At 32.9% G+C, this 21,363-nt stretch carries 12 protein-coding genes; 3 read left to right on the top strand and 9 right to left on the bottom strand.

What is annotated here, in order from left to right:
* Positions 1–41 precede the first annotated feature (41 nt).
* Together ACNQGD_RS11070 and ACNQGD_RS11075 are read right to left on the bottom strand one after the other, a co-directional pair.
* A complete protein-coding gene (locus ACNQGD_RS11070) occupies positions 42–446 on the bottom strand; it encodes a response regulator (protein ID WP_417997585.1) in 405 nt (134 codons plus the stop codon).
* Positions 446–2,161, bottom strand: coding sequence for a PAS domain-containing sensor histidine kinase (locus ACNQGD_RS11075; protein ID WP_417999308.1), 1,716 nt, complete (start codon positions 2,159–2,161; stop codon positions 446–448). Before ACNQGD_RS11075 ends, ACNQGD_RS11070 begins: the two co-directional genes overlap by 1 nt.
* 174 nt (positions 2,162–2,335) lie before the next feature.
* Here ACNQGD_RS11075 and typA point away from each other — a divergent pair, with 174 nt between their 5' ends.
* A complete protein-coding gene (gene typA / locus ACNQGD_RS11080; RefSeq protein WP_417997587.1) occupies positions 2,336–4,132 on the top strand; it encodes a translational GTPase TypA in 1,797 nt (598 codons plus the stop codon).
* 182 nt (positions 4,133–4,314) lie between these two features.
* Here the strand turns inward: typA and ACNQGD_RS11085 are convergent, their stop codons facing one another.
* The 6 genes from ACNQGD_RS11085 to ACNQGD_RS11110 all read right to left on the bottom strand — a co-directional run bounded on the left by ACNQGD_RS11085 (position 4,315) and on the right by ACNQGD_RS11110 (position 15,263).
* Complete coding sequence (locus ACNQGD_RS11085; RefSeq protein ID WP_417999309.1) at positions 4,315–8,820, bottom strand: T9SS type B sorting domain-containing protein; 4,506 nt, start codon at positions 8,818–8,820, stop codon at positions 4,315–4,317.
* A gap of 24 nt (positions 8,821–8,844) precedes the next feature.
* Positions 8,845–11,175 (bottom strand): choice-of-anchor L domain-containing protein, encoded by a 2,331-nt coding sequence (locus ACNQGD_RS11090; RefSeq protein ID WP_417999396.1) that lies wholly within the window; start codon positions 11,173–11,175, stop codon positions 8,845–8,847.
* A gap of 14 nt (positions 11,176–11,189) precedes the next feature.
* The gene (locus ACNQGD_RS11095) at positions 11,190–12,026 is read right to left on the bottom strand and encodes an ABC transporter permease (protein WP_417999310.1); all 837 of its coding nucleotides are present in this window, start codon (positions 12,024–12,026) and stop codon (positions 11,190–11,192) included.
* A 53-nt stretch (positions 12,027–12,079) separates the two neighbouring features.
* Complete coding sequence (locus ACNQGD_RS11100; RefSeq protein WP_417999397.1) at positions 12,080–12,976, bottom strand: ABC transporter ATP-binding protein; 897 nt, start codon at positions 12,974–12,976, stop codon at positions 12,080–12,082.
* Between the two features lie 66 nt (positions 12,977–13,042).
* Complete coding sequence (locus tag ACNQGD_RS11105) at positions 13,043–13,444, bottom strand: response regulator (RefSeq protein WP_417994182.1); 402 nt, start codon at positions 13,442–13,444, stop codon at positions 13,043–13,045.
* Positions 13,434–15,263, bottom strand: coding sequence for a PAS domain-containing sensor histidine kinase (locus tag ACNQGD_RS11110; protein ID WP_417997047.1), 1,830 nt, complete (start codon positions 15,261–15,263; stop codon positions 13,434–13,436). Before ACNQGD_RS11110 ends, ACNQGD_RS11105 begins: the two co-directional genes overlap by 11 nt.
* A 391-nt stretch (positions 15,264–15,654) precedes the next feature.
* Between ACNQGD_RS11110 and ACNQGD_RS11115 the strand changes: the two genes are divergently transcribed.
* Positions 15,655–16,722 (top strand): hypothetical protein, encoded by a 1,068-nt coding sequence (locus tag ACNQGD_RS11115; protein WP_417999311.1) that lies wholly within the window; start codon positions 15,655–15,657, stop codon positions 16,720–16,722.
* Positions 16,723–16,758: 36 nt separating this feature from the next.
* Complete coding sequence (locus ACNQGD_RS11120) at positions 16,759–17,637, top strand: hypothetical protein (RefSeq protein WP_417999312.1); 879 nt, start codon at positions 16,759–16,761, stop codon at positions 17,635–17,637.
* Here the strand turns inward: ACNQGD_RS11120 and ACNQGD_RS11125 are convergent.
* A complete protein-coding gene (locus ACNQGD_RS11125) occupies positions 17,620–21,354 on the bottom strand; it encodes a metallophosphoesterase (protein WP_417999313.1) in 3,735 nt (1,244 codons plus the stop codon). The genes ACNQGD_RS11120 and ACNQGD_RS11125 overlap by 18 nt on opposite strands.
* Between the last annotated feature and the right edge of the window lie 9 nt (positions 21,355–21,363).

Genomic DNA, 21,363 nt, shown 5'->3' on the forward strand with positions numbered 1-21,363 from the left:
AAGCTCTCATTTCTGAGAGCTTTTTTTATGTCTTATATTTTCTACTTCATTTTGTTCTTTAAGTATTCCAGCATTGATCGGGTAATTGGTTTAGATAAGAAGTCAATCACCATTGGGTATTTTTTTGTTTTTTCTAAGTCTTCCGGGTCTATTGTTGAGGAAAGGACAACTACTTTTATAGCATTGAATTCTGAAAATTCCTGGCTATTGAAATGATCTAAAAATTCCCATCCACCCATTACGGGCATATTCAAATCTAAAAAAATTAATTGTGGATGTTCGTTTGGTTTGTTTTTAGCATATCTGATAGTGTTGAAGTAGCTGAGTGCCTCTTCGCCATTTTGAGCAGTTATTATTTCATTAGAAAACGATGATTTGATTATTACTTTTTTGCATAACATCAGTGTTATCGGGTCGTCATCAACGCATAAAATTTGATCTAACATTATTGTTTGTTTTTAAATATTAATGTAAACATAGTTCCTTTATTTACTTCGCTTTCGATTTCAATTGTTCCTCCCATCGTTTCAACTTGTGATTTTACTAGATAGAGGCCTAGTCCTTTACTGTCAGGGTAATTGTGGAAACGTTGATAAAGTCCAAATATTTTATCTCGATTTCTTTCTAAATCGATACCTATCCCGTTGTCTTTAAAAAGTAATACAACAGTATCGTCTATTTCATGGGTAGTAATGGTTATCTTGAGCTTTCTATTTTCGGATTTGTATTTTATTGCATTTGTCAAAAGATTCAATAAAATACTTTCTATGTAAGCTTTATTAATGTTTAGAATAGAGACCTGTTCAAAATTAAGCTTAATGATTGGCTTGTATAGTTCTATTTGAAAATTAAGTTGGCTAAAAACATTTTCAAAGATTTCTTTTATTAATACCGCTTCTTTTTGAATCGAAGGATTGTCTTTTATAATAATAACTTTTACTAAATCATTAATAGTGTCATTTAATAAATGAGTAGATTTATTAAAGCCATCTAAGATTTCTTTTAATTCTTGATTGTCAATAGGAATATCTTCCATTAGATTCAGCAGCCCGGTTAAGTTAGATAATGGAGCTCTAAGGTTATGGGAGGTTATGTAAGAAAACTGCTTTAAGTCTTTGTTGTTTTGCGTTAATTCTCTAATAAGCTGCTCTTTTTCCTTTTCTTGTTTTTTTTCATCAGTGATGTCTCTCTGGATAGAAATCCAGTGAGAAAGTTCGTTCTCTGAATTGTAAATTGGTATCATAGAGAAGCGGACCCAATATTCTTCTTTATTTTTGGTTAGGCTGATTGTTTCTATAAGGCATTCCTCTTTGTTTTTGATGGAACTTAAAAGTTTTTCAAGTTCGTTGGTATCAGAATTTGCACTATTGAAAGGATCAGCAGATTTTCCTGAAATTTCTTCAAAAGCATACCCCGACATAGAAGAAAAAGCTGGGTTTACATAAATGATGTTAGGTATTTTTCCATCTAAAGAGCTTGCTTCAGTAATAATAATTGAATCTTTAGATTGTGTAAATACGGTTTCTAGTAATTTAAGTCTTTGCTCTTCCTCTTTTTGCTTTGTGATGTCTTGAATGGCTCCAATCATTCTAATGGCTTTTCCATTTTCATCTTTTAAGAGGAAACCTTTGTCAAGAACATATCTATAGGAGTTGTCAGCGCATTTAAAGCGGTATTGATCTTGCCAGTTTTCGGTTTTTTGTTCTATAAAGGAGTAGAGTCTGATGGACATTTTGATACTGTCTTCGGGGTGAATTTTATCAAACCACCATTTAGAGCTATTGCCAACTTCGTCTTCGGTGTAGCCAAAGACACTTTCAATTCCTTTATTCCAAGAAAAGCGGTCTTCTTGTATTTTCCAATCCCAAATAGTGTCACTGGTTGCTTTTGCTACAATATTATATTTGTCATTCGACTCTTTAATTTCATCATTAGTATTTTTAAGCTTTTCGAAAATAGATATGTTTCGGGTGTCGTTTTTTGATAAAATAAGTTTGAAAATTATTCCAGTCAAAAATATAAATAAAATGTCTTTTAGGAAATTGTAAAATTGATAATTTAAATCAGAAATATATTGCTGTAATAACTTATGACTAATAATGGCTACAAACATTGAGATTAGAATGTAGATGGTGATTACTTGATTGGTTTTGCTTTTCATTACTCAAATATAATTAATTATTGCGGAATTATTAAAGAACATAAGTAACTTATTTTCCGAGATTTTTTTAAAGGCCTAATTTTTGTGTCTAATGCGTTAAGAATATGTAAACTATTGCATAAATATTTTTTATATCAAAATAAAGTGTACCTTTGCACCCATTAAAAATCACAGATGGAATCTATTAGAAACATTGCAATTATTGCCCACGTCGATCACGGTAAAACAACTTTGGTTGATAAAATTATGTATCACTGTCAGTTATTTCGTGATAACGAAAACACAGGTGACTTAATCCTTGATAACAACGACTTAGAGCGTGAAAGAGGTATTACCATTACTTCAAAGAATGTTTCTGTAGTATACAAAGGAACAAAAATCAACATTATAGATACTCCTGGTCACGCCGATTTCGGTGGTGAGGTGGAACGTGTATTGAATATGGCTGATGGAGTTTGTTTACTAGTAGATGCTTTTGAAGGGCCAATGCCACAAACGCGTTTTGTATTACAAAAAGCTCTTGACCTTGGTTTGAAACCATGCGTTGTTATTAATAAAGTAGATAAAGAAAACTGTACTCCTGAAGAAGTTCATGAAAAAGTTTTTGACTTAATGTTTGAATTAGGAGCAGAAGAGTGGCAATTGGATTTTCCAACAGTTTATGGTTCAGCTAAAAATAACTGGATGTCGGATCATTGGGAAAACGTAACTGATAATGTGGAAGCATTGTTAGATATGGTTATTGAAAATGTACCAGCTCCAAAAGTTTCTGAAGGAACGCCACAAATGTTGATTACGTCATTAGACTTCTCCGCTTTTACAGGTCGTATCGCTATTGGTCGTTTGGAAAGAGGTGTTTTGAAAGAAGGAATGCCAATTTCATTATGCAAAAGAGATGGTACTATTATGAAATCTAGAATTAAAGAACTTCATACTTTTGAAGGTCTTGGACGTAAAAAAGTACAAGAAGTTATTGCAGGAGATATTTGTGCAATTATTGGAGTTGAAGGTTTTGAAATTGGAGATACTATCGCTGATTCTGAAAATCCAGAAGCGTTACAAACAATTGCTATTGATGAGCCTACTATGAGTATGTTGTTTACAATTAATGACTCTCCTTTCTTTGGTAAAGAGGGTAAATTTGTAACTTCTCGCCATATTAGAGACCGTTTAAATAAAGAATTAGAGAAAAACTTAGCGATGAAATTGGGTGAAACTGATTCTGCTGATAAGTTCATGGTTTTTGGTCGTGGTGTACTTCACTTGTCTGTTCTTATTGAAACAATGAGAAGAGAAGGATACGAATTACAAATTGGTCAACCACAAGTTATCATCAAAGAAATTGATGGTAAAAAATGTGAGCCAATTGAGGAATTAACAATCGACTTACCAGAAACACTTTCTGGAAGAGCGGTAGAGTTTGTTACTATGCGTAAAGGTGAAATGCTGAGTATGGAAACTAAAGGGGAGCGTATGATTGTAAAATTTAATATTCCATCACGTGGAATTATTGGATTGCGTAATCAATTACTTACCGCTACTGCTGGTGAAGCTATTATGGCACACCGTTTCATAGGATATGAGCCTTACAAAGGAGAAATTTCTGGACGTAACAAAGGTTCATTGATTTCTATGGAGAAAGGAAAAGCTATTCCTTATTCTATTGATAAATTGCAAGATCGTGGTAAGTTTTTTGTTGAACCAAATGCAGAAATTTACGAAGGTCAGGTAATTGGAGAAAATTCTCGTGGTGATGATATGTGTGTAAACGTAACTAAAGAGAAAAAACAATCTAATGTTCGTTCTTCTGGAAATGATGAAAAAGCTAGAATTATCCCTCCAATTATTTTTTCATTAGAGGAAGCGTTGGAATACATTCAAAAAGATGAATATGTTGAGGTAACTCCAAAATCTATTCGTTTGAGAAAAATATATTTGACAGAAACAGATAGAAAAAGATTTAAATTCTAATTCTATTTTATACTATTTAAAAAGCCATTCGTTTATTCGAATGGCTTTTTTTATGGTATTTATTGTAGTGTAAATATTCTATTTTAATAAAAATTTTAATAAATGTTTCTTAATAATTGTTCTTAAAATATTTAAATGGTGTTAAAAATAAAGGTTTGTGATTGTTTTATCTTTGAAAACTCTTATCTCTTCAAACTAAAATGCCCCTTAGCTTCCCTGCCATCATCTAATTTTATGGAGTACCAATAGTCATCTCCAGCTAAGGGCAGACCTAAAAATGTACCATCCCATCCTTGGCCAGAGGGAACAATTTGTTTTAAAAGCTTACCGTAACGATCAAAAATATAAATAATTGAATTTTCATTGAAATTTTTATTTACTCCTTTTACATTCCAATAGTCATTGTAACCATCTCCATTTGGTGTAAAAAATTTTGGAACACCAATTACTGCTATTGTTTGACTCACAGTTCCACAACCATTTTTATCATTAATGTATACTTCATGATTTCCGGCAGTTACATTATCAAAGAAATTAGAATCTTGAAAAGGTCCAGAAGGTGCGTCCAGACTATATTCATATTGTCCTTGTCCACTTACGTTTACCGTTACTGAGTTTACATCTGATAAATCAATAATTGAAATGTTCCCTATTGCTGCTATATCAGAGGCGGTTACTTTTAGGGTTCGGATTCTGCTACAACCATTAAGTGAGCTAACTTCTACCGTGTAATTACCTTCTGCGTTTACATTCAATGTTGAACTAATTTCAGCCGTTAAAAGTACATTGTCTTTTGTCCAAACATAAGTATAGTCAGTATCGGGAGTTCCATCTTGAATTCCGGCATCTAATCTCACAAAGAAAGTAGGAAGGTTTGAGCAGACTAATTCATTTTCATCAAAATCATCGTTTGTATCAATATTAGGTTTTTGATTTACTTTTAAAGTTACTCTTGGACTCAAACCATAACAGGCATTATCAGATGTGCTTTCCACACGAACCCAAATTTTTTGTTCATTTGGATATCCAGTATTGCTATAATTTGATGGGTTTGTTATTTCATCATTTTCTGATAAAGCATCAGCTTCATTTTTATAAAATTTTATCGAATAAGAAGAATTCGAAGAAGGAAGTATAGCTAAAATAGCAGCGGTTACACTACTAAAATCAAACGTTGCGACTCCATCAGTATCGTCATTTGCTACTCCTAAGTCATCGCAGGCAGAAAACGTACGAGTGAATGAAGCTGGAATTTGAGTAGTTGAAACCACTAATGTAATTTGAACTATACTGATACATCCGTTAGTATTTTTAACTCTTACCCATACCAGCATTCCACCCGAAGTAGTATTTGTAAATGCCAAAGGATTAGAGATTAATTTGCCTGTATCAGCTGTTTCAGCTCCTGAAAGCGAAGTGTAATAGGCAAAAGTTTCGGAAGTATAATTAGTGGATATCTCATTGTTTTTTACAGTTAGATTAAAATCAGAGAAACCATCCGTATCGTCATCACATTGAACTATTGTGACAGTATTGACTACTGGTAAAGTATAAATTGTTAAAGTAGTTTCGGAAGAAATCAAGCCACATGAATTTCCAATTTTATTCAGTTTCACTCTGTATTTATAACCATTCATTGCGTTGGTCACTTTTGTCAGTGTTAAGGTTTTTCCTGTAGCATTCTGATACGTCGCATTATTTAGAATATTATTCCAATTTATTCCGTCAGTAGATACTTGCCATTGATAGGTATTTCCGCCATTATCAAGTATTGTGATCGTAGTGCTTTCTAATTCACAAGTTGGACTTGCCTGAGGCTGTGAAGTGATTTCTATTGGCGCAGCAATTATGTAATTGTTATTAGGAGCAGTATAACCCACACCACTCGTAACTTTTCCTTTATTATTAGTAGTCACGGGATTGTTTCCTAATATTCCATCATTATTCGGATCATTAAAACCTGCCTCGATAACATCAAAACAAACATCATTATCGCTATCCAAATCGATGTAATTAAAAGTCCCATCTGAATCGGTGTCAATAATGGTATAATTTAGTTTGCCACTATTGGGACTCGTTTCAAGTCCGTCAAATAAACCATTTGAACCAAAAGCAGCACTTGGGCCATCTATAATTCCATCGTTATTAGCATCAATAACAGTACTACCAGATTCGATCAAGTCAAAAATCCCGTCGTTATCACTGTCTAAGTCAAGTAAATCGGATATAGGAAAGTTACTGTAATCGTTGTCGGTATTAATTTTAATTAATCCAGTTTCAAAAGCATCATCTAATCCGTCTTTATTCGTGTCAATGCCAGAAAAAACTTTGAAGTTTTTTCCTTGTGCCTCAATTGTATCGGGAATTCCGTCATTGTCACTGTCTAGATCTAATAAGTCTGGAATTCCGTCTAAATCATTGTCTGTTGAATGTGTTATATACATTGAAAACGTAGCTTTGTTGGCTGTGGTTTCTGATAAATTTTGATGCTCGAATGTGATCGAATCGGTGAGATAACTAGAAATCGAAAATCTACTAGAACCAGGTATCGCAGGAATCGTACTTTTTAATCTGAATCTGATTTCAAAAGACGAGAATTCGGAAACTCCACTTTCATAAACTCCATCATAATTAGTGTCAACTAGTAATTCATTTAATGGATCCATCAAGGTAAGTGTTTTGTTTGCTGGAACCCGTAAAATAAAATCACCATCCGCATTTAGATAATCGGAAACATCAGTGGTTTGGATACTGTTGTCAAAAATCATATAGTTAAAACGTAGACTCGTTGGAGCATTGAATTGAAGAGTGTACGTTACATTTTTAGTCTTTCCAGCAGGGATTTCGGATACAAAACCATAATAAGGTTTTCCGATGATGGTACCATCGCCACTAATTGTTCCCGTATAATCAGAACTATTTTTAGGGTCGGATTGGTTCAACAAGGGGATTGCTGCTTCAAAATCATTGCGTATCCCGTCATTATCTAGGTCGATATCAATGTTGTTATTTGTTCCGTCATTATCTGAATCTAATGGGCAGTCGCTGACCGGAATCTTGTCTGAGAAAATAGGAACTGTAGTAGGGCAACCCACAATACTTCCCTTTACTTGATAATAGCCGGGTTGCGTAGGGGTGTATGAATTTGTATTTGCACCAATAATTGGATCGTCATTGAAATACCACTGAAAAGTATCATAAGAAGATAAAGTGCTGATTTTCATAACAACATTTGGGATACATGCCGAATTAGACACTGTAATTTTATCAGTTACAATTTCTGGTTTTGTATCAAATCCTGAATAATAACCGCCATAAGTTGCAGCGCCGTTTGTCCCAAAGTAAGAAACATACACTTGTCTCGTTGATTTTACGGCAATATTCCCTATTTGATTAAACACGGTATATCTCACATAATTTGTATTTCCTGTTACAGTAACTGCAGCACTATTAATCGGGTTGTTATTTATGGTTACAATCGCTCCAACTTCAGTCACAATATTTAAACCACCATTGTAAAACGTATTTCCTATCGATTCAATCGAAGGGATATTATCTACAATGCTTGGTGTAGCACAATTTAAGGGCGGTACAAAAAATAAATTTTGATTGGCTGAAGGGTTATTAGAATTGCCATTTGGGAGAAAACCTGGAGCTAAACCTCCAATGCTTTGATAAGCCGATACATTTTCGGAGGCTGAAACATATAAATTACCATTTATAAATTGGCTTCCTTCTTTAACGGTATATTCTCCTTTATTAAGAGTGGCAACAGCGATCGCAGAGCCATTAACGAAAATTTTGGTATTATCAACATTTGCAATTAATAAAACCCGTTCTAATTCATCAGTTCCAAGTCCTTTTACAAAGATATATTCCTTGCCTGTTTTTTCTGTTGGGACAATTTGGTCAAAACCTACATCTCTGCCAACTGGATTTCCTTGAGCATTAACAATTGTACTGTTGCTACCTCCAAAAGAACCCGAATTGACAACTACAGGTTTGTCAGATTCTACTAGCGCACCAATCATGGTTGAACTGTTAGAAATAGTATTGCTATAATTCTCCAAAGCCAAAATATAGCTTTGATTTTTACCTAAAGTAACAGTTATAGGTCCAGTTACAGGGGTTCCATCTGATAGTATTGATCCTGTTGGAATGTTTGAAATAGTGACTTTGGTATTATTCTCTGTTGATAGTATTGAAGCAAAATTTAACACATTTGTATCATAAACCGGATTTAGCATTGCTCCTAATCTAAATTCTCGTCCCAGGGCGCTATTTCCTTTTGATACCAGTCCACCAGCATGATTGTATGAATTGTTTTGAGTAGAAAATCCGGCATTAACCCTGACACTTACATAAATTAAATCTTCGGCTTCAACTATATATCCTTTGTTAGTAACAATTCCAATACTAGTTTTTGGAGTAAATAACTGTGTATTTTCTCCTTGACCAATGGAATAAATATAGGGAGTAGTATTGTTGACTACACCGGTTATTACACTGCCGCCATTTGCTATAATTTTGAAATTAACATCGGTGGTACTTGGTGTGGATATATATAAATATTGATCTCCTGCTAAATTTGTAGCACAGGTTAACGGCGGAATGTAGTGTGTTTTGCTAAACTGCGAAAAACAACTTATGGAAAAAAGGGTAATCAGTAAGAGTAATGTTTTTTTCATGTGCTAAAAATAGCAAAAATTAGATTATCTTTTTAATGAAAAATGACCTTTTATAATTCTACCATTTTCTAAATTTAAATGAAACCAATAATCATCTGTGGGTAATGCTAATCCATTAAAAGTTCCGTTCCATCCTATGTCTGAAGAGATTAACTGTTTTAATAATTTTCCGTAACGGTCAAAAATAAGTAGAGTTGATTGGGGTAAATTATCCAGATTTTTAATTTGCCAAAGATCATTATAGCCATCATTATTCGGCGTGAAATAACGGGGGTAATCTAAAACATAAACTAAATATGGAACTGATAAACCACAACCATTTTTATCTCTGGCATAAACTAAATATTCACCGGGTGCAATTCCATTAAATATTGGATTATCCTGAAAAAAAGTACCATCTATAGAAAATTCATAATCCCCAATTCCAGTATATTCAATTGATATTGAATTTTCATTTCTTTCAAAATCATTCACTGTTACATCAGTAATTGTTGCAATTCCGGAAGGAATAACATGGTATTTTTTTGTTTTTTGGCAACCGTCAAAATTCGTAACGGTAACCGAATAATCTCCTGGAGTATTAACTGTTATGGTGTTTGAACTTGCCCCAGTACTCCATAGATAGCTTGAAAACCCTGAATTTGCGGTTAGGTTAATCGAGCTTGTCTGGCACAAAACAAAAGTTTCATCTTGAAAATTTGGTGGGTCAAAGGTGTTCACTACAAGTGTAATGGGAGTAATTGCATAGCAGTCGGGACCATTTACGATCCGGGCATAAATGATTTGTTGGGTTGCAATGGTATTTTTAAAAACATTTGATAACTGATTTTGTTGGGTTATAGCATCCGTTGGGTTTAAATAATATTCTACGATTAAGCCAGCTGGTAAACCCGCAACTACCTGTGGTGTTACTTGAGTGTTTAAATCAAATTGGGCTAAACCGTCATTTGTACTATCGGTATCACAAGTTAAAACTGGATTTTGAACTGCAATAGCGTTATTGGAAATAATCAGTTCTACTTCGGCATAATTTGCACAGTTAAATGAATTGCTGACTCTAGCAAATACCGACTGGTTAATGAATTTGTTGCTGTAAGTTGTGGGATTTGCAATTGGATTCATTTTTGCCTCAGCATCAATCAAAGTTTCATAATAAACTACTGCACTTAAGTTACTTGCATTATTTTTTACAATAGCATCGACTTTAGTTAAATTGAAAATGGATATTCCATCGTTATCGATGTCGCATTGTGAAAGCGAGGTGTCTTTTAAAATAATTTCTGGAGTATATTCGATTTTTATTTCTTCAGTAGCGATACAACTGGGTGTCAATTGCACTTCAACTTTATAAATACCCGGACTTGTAACGGTATAAGTAGGAGAAGTATCAGTCAATTCTACATTATCCTTAAACCATTTGTAAGTGTAGCCTAAGCTCGCAGGTAGTTTTGTGTCAATACTAAAGCTTTCGCCAAAACAAATAGGATTGTTTGTTGCTAACAATCGGTCTGGTCCCAAATCAATTTTTGGTAAAAAACTACCCGCTTCAAGAAAAACTGCTGAGTCATAGTCTTCATTTTCATCATCAGCAATTACTAGTTTTATATGATATGGTTTTCCTGCAATAACATTTGTTTGCGCGGTTAATACCTTAGTTTGCCCGCTGTAATTTATAGGACTGGTGATGGTGTTAAATCCGTTAAAGTAAGTTTCGTTTATTGATGGGCAACCAGGTCTAACGTTCCCTTGAGTATCAGTAATTGGATTTATTAAGGGGTGAACATTTACAGATGAAACAGCAGTAGAAGTATTGGGTAGTACCGCTAAATTTTGATAAGTGCTAGTACCAATTTCTTTGATTAAAAAGGCAAATCCATCAGAATATTCACAAGGGAAATAAGATTGATATTCATTCGATGCAAAAATGTAATTGAAACTTATAAAATTGGTTAATGGAGTGAAATCAAATTCTAAAATAGTGGCATTTACTGTATTTGTTATTCCTAATGCTTGCTCTAAATCGGAATCACCTAGCCAAGAAGAATTTCCTCCTCCTCGAGTGGATACATAAGGACCTTCAGAATTCTTGCTACTCCAAGTACTCAAAAGAACGCCTTGTGTAAAAGGAAAACTACTTGTTCCAGAATTAAAATACCCGTAGCTGTTTTGACTGCCGGAAAATGGATCTCCTTTTACTATGAAAGTAGAAACATTGGCACAAGAACTGTTTACTAAAATATTTTCAACAAGTTGTTGTGCCGTATAAGAGTCATTTACTGAAATAGATTGTGCTCTTGCATCAAATACAGCGCAACTAATAAAAATATAAAATAATATTATTTTCACACATTTCATCATGTGCAAAGATACTACAAATCTCTATTTTTTAATAATCGATAAGAAAGGAAAATAAAAATTGCAGTCCAAAATAATACGATAATTATAGATAATATAGTGACATTATATTCTTTAATGTTATCCAAACCAATTTGGGTTCCCAGATTTTTTACGACAGATAATCTGCTAAAAGGTTCTACTATTAAATTCGACATGGATTGCAAAGGCAAAAACTGAGTGATAGATGCGGCCGAACTGCTATTTGGGAATACTTTAAAAGTTAAAACACCATTGATTACTCCTTCGATAATATTCCAAACCAAAAGAAATCCGAGTGCAAAAGCAGAACGTTTCACCAATATTCCTAAAAATAAACAGAAAGAGAAAAAACCAACCAGTTTAATGAAATAAGCTAAAAGGTATTCTAAATCTGAAAAGACGATACTAAATTCAGTATAGGAAGAATAGCTAAATCCTAAAATGAGGGACATTATAAAAACAAAAAGAGTTGATACTGTAGCAAACAAAACGACAGTTAGAAATTTAGATTGAATAAATTCTTTTTTACTCATTCCATCAATTAAGTTTTGTTTTAGTGTACCATAGCTGTATTCATTTGCCATCATGGAGACAATTACTATCGCCAAAAACAGTTTTAATACGGCTGCGATGTATGTGTTGAAATGCCATATAAAAGGGAAATTAAAAATTCCCATTTCGGCAAGGTGAAATTTAAAAATACCAAGGTCAAATTTTATGGAAGCTATTAATGCTATGAAAGTTAAGAGAATAAAATAAGCCAATGTTAAAACACGACTGGCTTTGTTTTTCCAAATTTTTTGTAATTCTATTGAGAGTAATCGTTTCATTTTAGAGTATTAGATTGTTAGACTATTGGATTTTTTTATGGCTATTGCCATCGCTATTGGTTTTTAGTCAGTTCTAAAAATTGTTCCTCTAAGCTGTTTTTACGTTTTACCAAATGATTTAATACGATGTTTTTTTCAAAAAGAAATCGATTCAATTCCTTAGCTTCCAAATCATTTTTTAAATAAACTAAAACTTTCCCATCCTCATTTACTACCTTTTTAACAGCAGGATGAGTTTTAACCGTTTGAATTAAATTTTCAGCGTCATCCGCTTGTAATTCAAAAAAGCCTTCATTTGCTGACATGCCGTCCACTAAACCAGTGTATAAAATTTCTCCTTTTCTTAAAACCAAAACATGAGTACATACTTTTTCTACTTCATCCAATAAATGGGAAGCGAGTAAAATAGTGGTTCCTTTTGAGGCGATTTGTTTGATGATATCTCTAATTTGATGAATGCCTTGGGGATCTAAACCGTTTGTGGGCTCATCAAGAATTAAAATTTCAGGATCATTCAGTAGGGCAGAAGCGATGGCTAACCGCTGTTTCATTCCCAAAGAAAAAGTGCTGAATTTACTATTTTGGCGATCCACTAAACCTACTAATTCAAGTTTCTCGTTGACTTTTGCATAGTTGATTCCTTTAATTTTACACACCAGTTCTAAATTTTCCTTAGCAGTCATGTAAGGATAAAAATTAGGTCTTTCTATAATGGCGCCTACTTTTTTTAGGGCTTCATGTGTTTCCATTGTACCGTTAAACCAGCTGTATTCTCCAGAAGTTTTATTGACTACGTTTAACACTATTCCTAAAGTTGTTGATTTTCCGCTCCCGTTAGGACCTAGAATTCCGTATACATTGCCTTTATGTATGTCGAAAGAAACGTTTTTCAGGGCTTGAAGTGCGCCATAACGTTTGTTGAGATTTTTGATAGAAAGTATAGTTTCCAATGGGTTCATCTTTTTGATTTGATATAGGACGAACAAGACCGGAAATTGTTACTGTTAAACTTAAAATTAGTTTATTTCAGAAATTAGTTTGCATAGCATATCTAATTTATTCGCTGTAATAGGTTTCATGATGTAATCTTTTATCACATCATATTTTTTTGCCATTTCTATATCAGCAGGGTCAATGGAGGAAGTCATGATAAAAATTGAAATTTCTTTTTTTATAGGCAAATGGATAAATTCATCCAAAAACTGCCATCCATCCATCACAGGCATATTTAAATCAAGTAAAATCGCATCAGGAAGAACAGCACTATTATTCCAATTTTCTTTTAATTTATCAATGGCAAATTGAGCATTATTAAAAGAATGGATTTCTTCGCAAAACTTACTTTTAGAGATGAGAATACTCATCAATTTTACCGTTAGTTTGTCGTCATCTATAATGTATGTTAATTTATTTTTCATTTAAATAAATTTTAAAATTAGAACCAATACCTACTTCGCTTTCTATTTCAATTTTTCCATCCATAGCTTCCAGTTGGTTTTTGGTTATAAATAATCCAATTCCTTTTGCATTTTCATTGCCGTGAAAGGTTTTATACATTCCAAAAAGTTTATGCCTGTTTTTCTTTAAATCCAAGCCTAAGCCGTTGTCTCTAAAATTAATAACAGTATAATCCTCTATGATTTCATAACCAATTTCTAAAGTTGCTTTCCGGTCTGGAGATTTATATTTAATTGCATTAGTAAATAAATTCAGCAAAATACTATCTAAGTAAGCAGGTATAGCGTTGACAATCAAATCTTCGGGGATTGTATGCGTAATTGTTATTTGGCTGTCTTTAATGGCTAAACTCAAAGCCATTCTTGTTTTTTCAATTTCACTTTTTAAATGAATCTTAGTCTTCTCAATATTTGTTTTTTGTTGAATGGTTATAATTTCATTCAAATATTCAATGGATTCAGATAGTTTTTCTGTTCCTTCTTTAAATAAGCCAAAATAAGAAAGCTTCTCAGCAATATCATCTGTGTTTTCAATTACGTCCACTACCATTGATAAATTACTCGTGTGAGAGCGTATATTATGGGAAACGATGTGGGTAAAATTATATAATTTATTGTTTTGACTATTGGTTACATCCAATAATCGTTTAAGTTCAAACTCTTTTTCAATTCTTTGGGTTACGTTTCGGCCCACACCAATGAAATTAATGAAATTGTTATTACTGTCAAATACGGTAGTAATATTTAGCTCAAACCAATATTTATCTTTGTTTTTATTATAATTTAGTATTGTTATTTTTATGCTTTCCTTATTTTTTATTGCTTTTCTCATTAATGAGGAAGCATTTAAATCGGTTTCAGGTCCTTTGGATAAATAGCCCGGTTTTTGTCCTATTATTTCCTCTATGTTTAAACCTGTGAGATCTAAATAGGCTTGATTTGCCCAAACTGCATCTCCTTTTTCATTTGCAATTACAATGGTATCTGTAGTTTCAGAAGCCGCAAGCGACAGTAAACTCAATTTAGCTTCTGCATTCTTTCTTTCGCTGATGTCTCTAATAAAGCACACTAAATAGGTTATATTGTCGACTTGAAATTTTTTTCCGGAAGCTATCTCAACAGGTATAGTTTCTCCGGATTTTGCTTTGATATACGTTTCATTGACGGTATATTCATTTCGGTCTAGATTATATTTAAAAAATAGCCGAAGCTCTGTTCTAAACTTAACCGGAAATAATTTTGAATTATGCAACCCTTTTAATTCAGAATTGTTGTATCCTGTAAGTTCAGATGATCTGGGATTGCAGTCAGTTATTACTCCATTTGAGGTGTCAATGATAAAAATGGCATCATTGGCACTGGAAAAAATAGAAGAAAATTTTTCAACACTTAACTGTAATTCATTTATTAAATTCTGCTCCTTTGTAATGTCTTGAAATGTACCCAATAAATTCATTGGTTTTCCGTCAATAAATTCTATTTGACAGATACATTCTATATACTTAATGTTGTTTTTAGCCGTGGTAATCTGGAATTTATCATCAAATGAAATCCCTTCATTGACTGCCCTTTCGATAAGGAATTTTATTCGATTTCTATTTTCGCCTATCGTGTAAAAATTTATACCGTTTCCATTAACAGGTTCAAAATCTTCAGGAACTTCAAGAATACATTTTGTAACAGCATCCCAAAATACTTTATTGGTTTGCAGGTTCATTTTCCATATTCCAATTTTAGCGGATTGCGCAGCCTTGAAATAGAGCTCAAGCTTATCTGTCATTTGTAGCGTTTAAATTTTTTAATAGTCTTGGGGACAGCCAAATATAAAGTTTATATCTTGTTGTGAAACTTTTTTAACATAAAAACAGTTGCCTTGTAATTTTATTTTCATAGAATAAAATATAATGTACTTATTTTTAATTAGTTATGTTTTATTTTTGATTTCAAAAAAAACTATAAAGTCAGTTTTTATCTAATAATTAAGTAGTTGTAATTATACCAAATTTTACTCTTTTTAAGTTATTAACTATTAAAATATTTTGCACTTAAAATAGTAAACAGATAACTATAACTATAAGTTTTTAATTAGTGCGTGGTTCGAAAACATATTTAAAAAGGAATATCCGTCAACGGGTTAATTTATTGTAATTTTGTATTAAATCCCTTTTCAAATGAGTAGCGAGCCAATAATGCTTTTTAAAAAACCATCCTATCCAATAAATAAATCACTTTTGGAATACTTGGAGCGTTTTGACCGTTTGTCAAAAGTTTCTATTTTTTACGATGATTTATTGCGTTTTTCAGGATCGGTGTCTGTTTATGATAAAAACGATGAAGACACGTTATGGATTAGAGTATATTACACTGAATTTGAAAGACAAGAAATTGATTTAAATCTAAAAAAAATCTATTCATTGTTGCATTCTGATGGTAATCTGGGGATTCTTAAATTTTTGAATGTGGATTCCATTGATTACTGCACTTTTGGAAACTCGAAGCCATTTCGAATAAAAGTCAGAAACATATTGAATGACAATTACACTCATTTTTATATCAAGAAAGCAGATGCTTCCCGTATTTATGGACTAGAACTCGAGCATATTTTATCACCCGATAAAATAAATTTTTTAGTGTATAATGACACTCTGATAGAGGAACACATCATGGGAATTCCGGGAGATGTTTTTATAAAAACACTTTTGGCGGATTGTACCGAAACTGAAAAATCACAAATTGCAAAGGAGTTTGTAAAATTCAACGAACGTTGCATGATACGATTGTTGGGCGATATGCGTTCCTATAATTATGTAATTGTTCCTACACATGATTTTGACCATGTTGTTTATAAAATACGGGCCATCGATTTTGACCAGCAATGTTACGAAGGAAATTTTAAAGTCTACCGACCTCAATTTTTCAAAGAAAATTATCCAATGGTAAAATTGGTGAAAGACAAACTTCAAAACAGTTCAATCGAGCAATACAAAGATGAAGAAAGAGCGGTTCTTGCCAAAAGAATCCACTCTGCCGAAAATCGTATCAAAAGATTATTGCAAATTATGGGAAATGATGTTATCGCTCCGGAGGAACATTTGAAGCAATTGCAATTAGAATTATACCGTTACACGAATGATTTGAATTTTAAAAAAGCAAAATCTATGGGTAATATTATGAGTGCTGCGTTTGAATTTATTACGAGAAACTTTAAAAACACAAATTTATTTAAAACGGAATTTTAGTCTTTTTATAAATTTATCATTTACATTAATTCAACTATGAGAAACTACATTTTCTTCTTATCTTTTTTTACTGTTCTGTCTTGTCAGCACGATTCAGGTGCTTTATCAACGGTTTATTCGTTGCCTAAAAAACTAAAAGAAGTTTCAGGAATTACCTATTTGTCTGAAAGTAATTTGCTTTGGACACTTGAAGACAGCGGTAATGCGAATGAAATTTACGGACTGAATTTTGAAAACGGTAAAATTGAAAAAACGATAACCATCGAAAATACAGAGAATGTCGATTGGGAAGATATCACAAAAGACAAAGATGGAAATCTATATATTGGCGATTTTGGCAACAATGATAATGAAAGAACGGATTTGAGTATTTATAAAATCGATAAAAATTCCTTAGCTGCTGAAAGTGCAATTCCGGCTTACAAAGTTTCATTTGCGTATCCGGAACAAAAAAATTTTCCTCCTAAAAAAACAGAAATGTTCTATGATGTAGAAGGTTTCTTTGAGTTTAAAAATAATTTCTACCTCTTTACCAAAAACCGAAGCAAAGGTTTTGACGGAACCGCTTTTTTATACAAAATTCCAAATACAGCAGGTTTTCATCAGGCGGTTTTAATGGGGGAATTCAAAACCTGTGATAACTACAATCATTGTGCAATTACGGCTGTAACGATAAGTCCTGATGAGACCAAAGTTGCTGTTTTAACCCATGATAAGGTATTTTTATTCGAAAGTTTCGAAGGTGATGATTTTTTGAAAGGATTAAAAACCACTTTTGAGTTAAATCATTTCTCGCAAAAAGAAGCCGCTTCATTTATTGATAATGACAGACTTTTTATTGCCGATGAAAGAACCAAAAGTATAGGAGGGAATGTTTATGCTGTAAGTGTCAAAAAACTAAAATCCAAATCCTAGACCAAAAGCAATTCGAGATTCCTCATTGGCACTTTTAAAATAGGTGATTCTCGCTGTAACTACATTTAGCCCATTCAGCCATAATCCGCCCCCAAACGATTGATGCCATTTGTCTGAATTCTCCCCTTTTTGCCAAACTCTTCCATAATCAAAGCCACCTAAAATACCGTAGGTCATGGGTAAAACGCTTCTTCTGATTTTTCCTAAATTCCAGCGTATGTCACTACTTTGATAGAAGGATTGATTGCCTAAAAAACGCTCGTTTCTAAAGCCTCTTAAATCATAATCACCTCCCAAAGTTGCGCCTTGATAAAATTCAAAATTGTTATTCAAGAGTACTTTTGCTTTCATAATAGTAGCCAAAACTACTTTACCATGGGCATCAATTTTATGGTTAAAATTAAGCTTGCTTTCTATTGAAGGAAAATTTCTTTTTGCATCATTTAAATTCATTTTCCACGTTCCAGCTATTGAAAATCCCATTCCCATGGAGGGAAAAGATGGAATATCATAATTTTCGAAACTGTATTTTAATGTTGCTCCCGCAAATTGTTGGCTGTCAAAAATAGCAGGATTTACGATTCCTGGAGTATTTATGAATCGATTATTACTTTCTTCCACACTAATTTGCTCAAATGAAGTTTGAAAATGGATTGTACTGCCATATTTACCCACTTTTTTGATTGATGGTAAAACTTTCAACATTCGGATGCGAACACGATTGTAATCCATACCGAAAATTTCGTCATCATTTACCGTTTCATTTCCAGAACCAAAATAATTGATTGTAAAATTCGGACTATTGAATTGGCTTTCCAAATCTAAATCCCATTTGCCAATAGACTTTGGGAAATGTGCATTGTAAACGACTTCATATCCATCTGTCGCAAAAAAGTAATTCGCTTTTAAAATGTGTTTTTGCGTGTACGGATTTTGATTGAATTTATTGATGGTATAGTTGGTAATAAAACCTATTTTGACACCATCATCAGGATTAAAACCAATATTTGGTAATCCTGAAAAAACATTGTATTTGGGCTTTTTATAGTCATAAAGACTGGCTTCATAATTATCGGACAAAAGAACTCTTGTTTTTGAATCTAAAGCGTAGGTATTTGTTTTTGATTTAAAATCATGAATTTTTACCTTTTTTCCATTTTCCACAGTATAGGAATCTTCGTTTTGCCCTCCAATTAATCGAATGTTTATATCTGATTTTACGTTTCCTTTTACTTCAAAAATATCGTCTTCATCCAATCCGTAAATCCAAATATTTTTTGTGTTTTTTGCAATAAAATCTTTTGTGTACAGCAATTCATCTCCTTCATTTTTTGTACGATACACTTCGAGCTCAATTTTATTTTTTGTTGTCTGGCGAATTATAAATTTGTCTTTTTTATCGGTACCAACAATCAAAACTGTTTTTTGTAACACTCTATAATAGTCAGATGCATAGCTTTGTAATTCTGTTTTTCGTATTTTTAATTTACGTTTTATTTCTGCTATAGTTTCATCCTGAACTTCTATTGGTAGATTATCAAAGGCATTTTCTATAGCGCTATCCGAAAGGTTTTCCTGAATGTATTTGGCTTGTTGTAACCAATTTTTTTCATTGGCAGTTTTTAAAAAAGCAAGATCTAACGGATACGGTTCGCGATTCAACCATTTTACATTTTTAATTTTTTCATTAAAAGTTTGCATGTGACGCAATGAAGGCATATTCATCAAAATGGAAAGTAATGTGCCATCATATTTTGTAAAGGCTTGATCACGATCTCTTGGAATTGGTTTGTAAATTATTTTTTTGCCTACTTTATATTCTCCCCAGCGCCATTGATCTTCATGTCGGTCCCAATCGCCAATGAGCATGTCAAATAAACGCGCTTTTATGTATTCATTTTCATCAATAGTGTACTTTTCATCTTTATGAAGATTCTTGAATACATCTACGGTGCTGATTATTGCGGTAGGATTCCCAAAGCTTTTTACGTTAATCTGGCTGTCATTAGGCCGCTCTTCCACCAGATACAATTCATCACCAAAATTAGCATTGAAATCTTTTAAAGCTTTATGTCTGGGAATATAATACAATACAGGATTAGAATGTGCGACACCAATATTTTCGGCTAAATTACCCACAGCAAATAGCGCATAAGGATGTGAAGTGGTATAAAAATCTAATAAAAAATTCTCAGCATACGTATCTTCAAATTCGTTTTCGATAAATTGGTCTTTAAATGCTACGGATTGCAGAAAACGAGAAGCACTTTTTTTCAAAGCGCGCATTACATATTCTTTTCCGTTTTTATCAACAATTTGCAATGATCTGGATTGATGTCCGCCACCGGCACGTTTCGGTTTTAAACCGCCAAAAAGAGTGTCAATCGTTGTTGTTGCTACTTCTATAGGTAAGCTGTAATATTTTCTGTAATGCTTCCCAAAAAGGAATCTATAGAATGCATTTTTATCCGTTTGTTTTGCTGAATAGATAGTTGCAGTGGTAGTTTTAGCAAATGAAGTTGAGAAATTTTTGGTGCTGAAGTCGTCTTTTTTGTCTACTATAAATTGCTCAAAAATCAGTTTTTCTTGGTTGTTTTCTTTTCCGTAAAAAGAAACTTTTGCGGCTCCATTTTCATAAACGCTTAATGCGGCATAGCCATTTCCACCATAAGAAAAATCATTTGGGTAAACGGCTTTTGCAGCCTCTGATTTTGATCCGGCACCACTTATAATTTGCTTGATATTGTCTTTTTCAATGTATTGTAAATTATGGTCATGGCCAGAAACTACAATGATATTATCCTGACTTTGTAATAGTGTTTTTATGCGTTTTATGAAAAGAGTATAGCTTTTATTTTGAATGTCTTGCGGGCTTATTCCTGATGTTTTTCGGATGAAGTTAATAACGGAACCTATGACAGGAAGCGGAATCTTTTGTTCTAATGGGAATAGTTGTTTTTCCAATGAAAACTGGCCGCCGTGTGTTCCATTGCTCATTAAGGGATGATGCAATGCCAGAATTATTGTTTTCTCCTGATTTTTATTCAGAATGTCCTCTAATTCATCAAAAAAAGCTTCTCTTGATTGTATCGTGCAATCATCGTTGATGGTCGGACTTTTATCCCAATCTTCCAGAAACCATTGACTGTCGATAGTAATCAAAGTGAGGTTTTTATTGATTTCTAAATCATCAATTCCACAGCCTTTTCTTGGTAAAAATGATTTTTTATCATTTAAATATTCCGTTACAAATTTTGCTTGGCGTTCTAAACCTTTTATCCCGCTGTACCAATCGTGGTTTCCAGGAATAAAAATAGTTTGGCCCTTGAAGTTTTTAGATAATTTTAGTTGATTTGTAAGTTTACTTTCGGCAATAATTCGCTCATTTGGACGGTCAGTATTGGGTAATCCTATTGGATAAATATTATCACCAAGAAATAAAAGAGTCGCATTCTCATTTGCTTTTTTTAATCGATTTTCCAGTAAACTAATAGTTTGTTGTGCTTTTTCCTCATTGGCGTTTCCTGCATCACCAATTAAATAAAAAGTATGCGCAATTTTTGAACTATCAGTTTCGTTTTTTACTACTGAATTTTTGATTTTTTTACCAAATTGTGCGTGATGTGTTGCACACGATTGAAAAATGAATCCCAAAGCAAATAATATAAAAACTACTTTATTTGAAGTTATAAAACGATTATCCGAAAACAATTTCATATTTTAGTA

This window comes from Flavobacterium glucosi, from assembly GCF_048286535.1.
Classification (GTDB): domain Bacteria; phylum Bacteroidota; class Bacteroidia; order Flavobacteriales; family Flavobacteriaceae; genus Flavobacterium.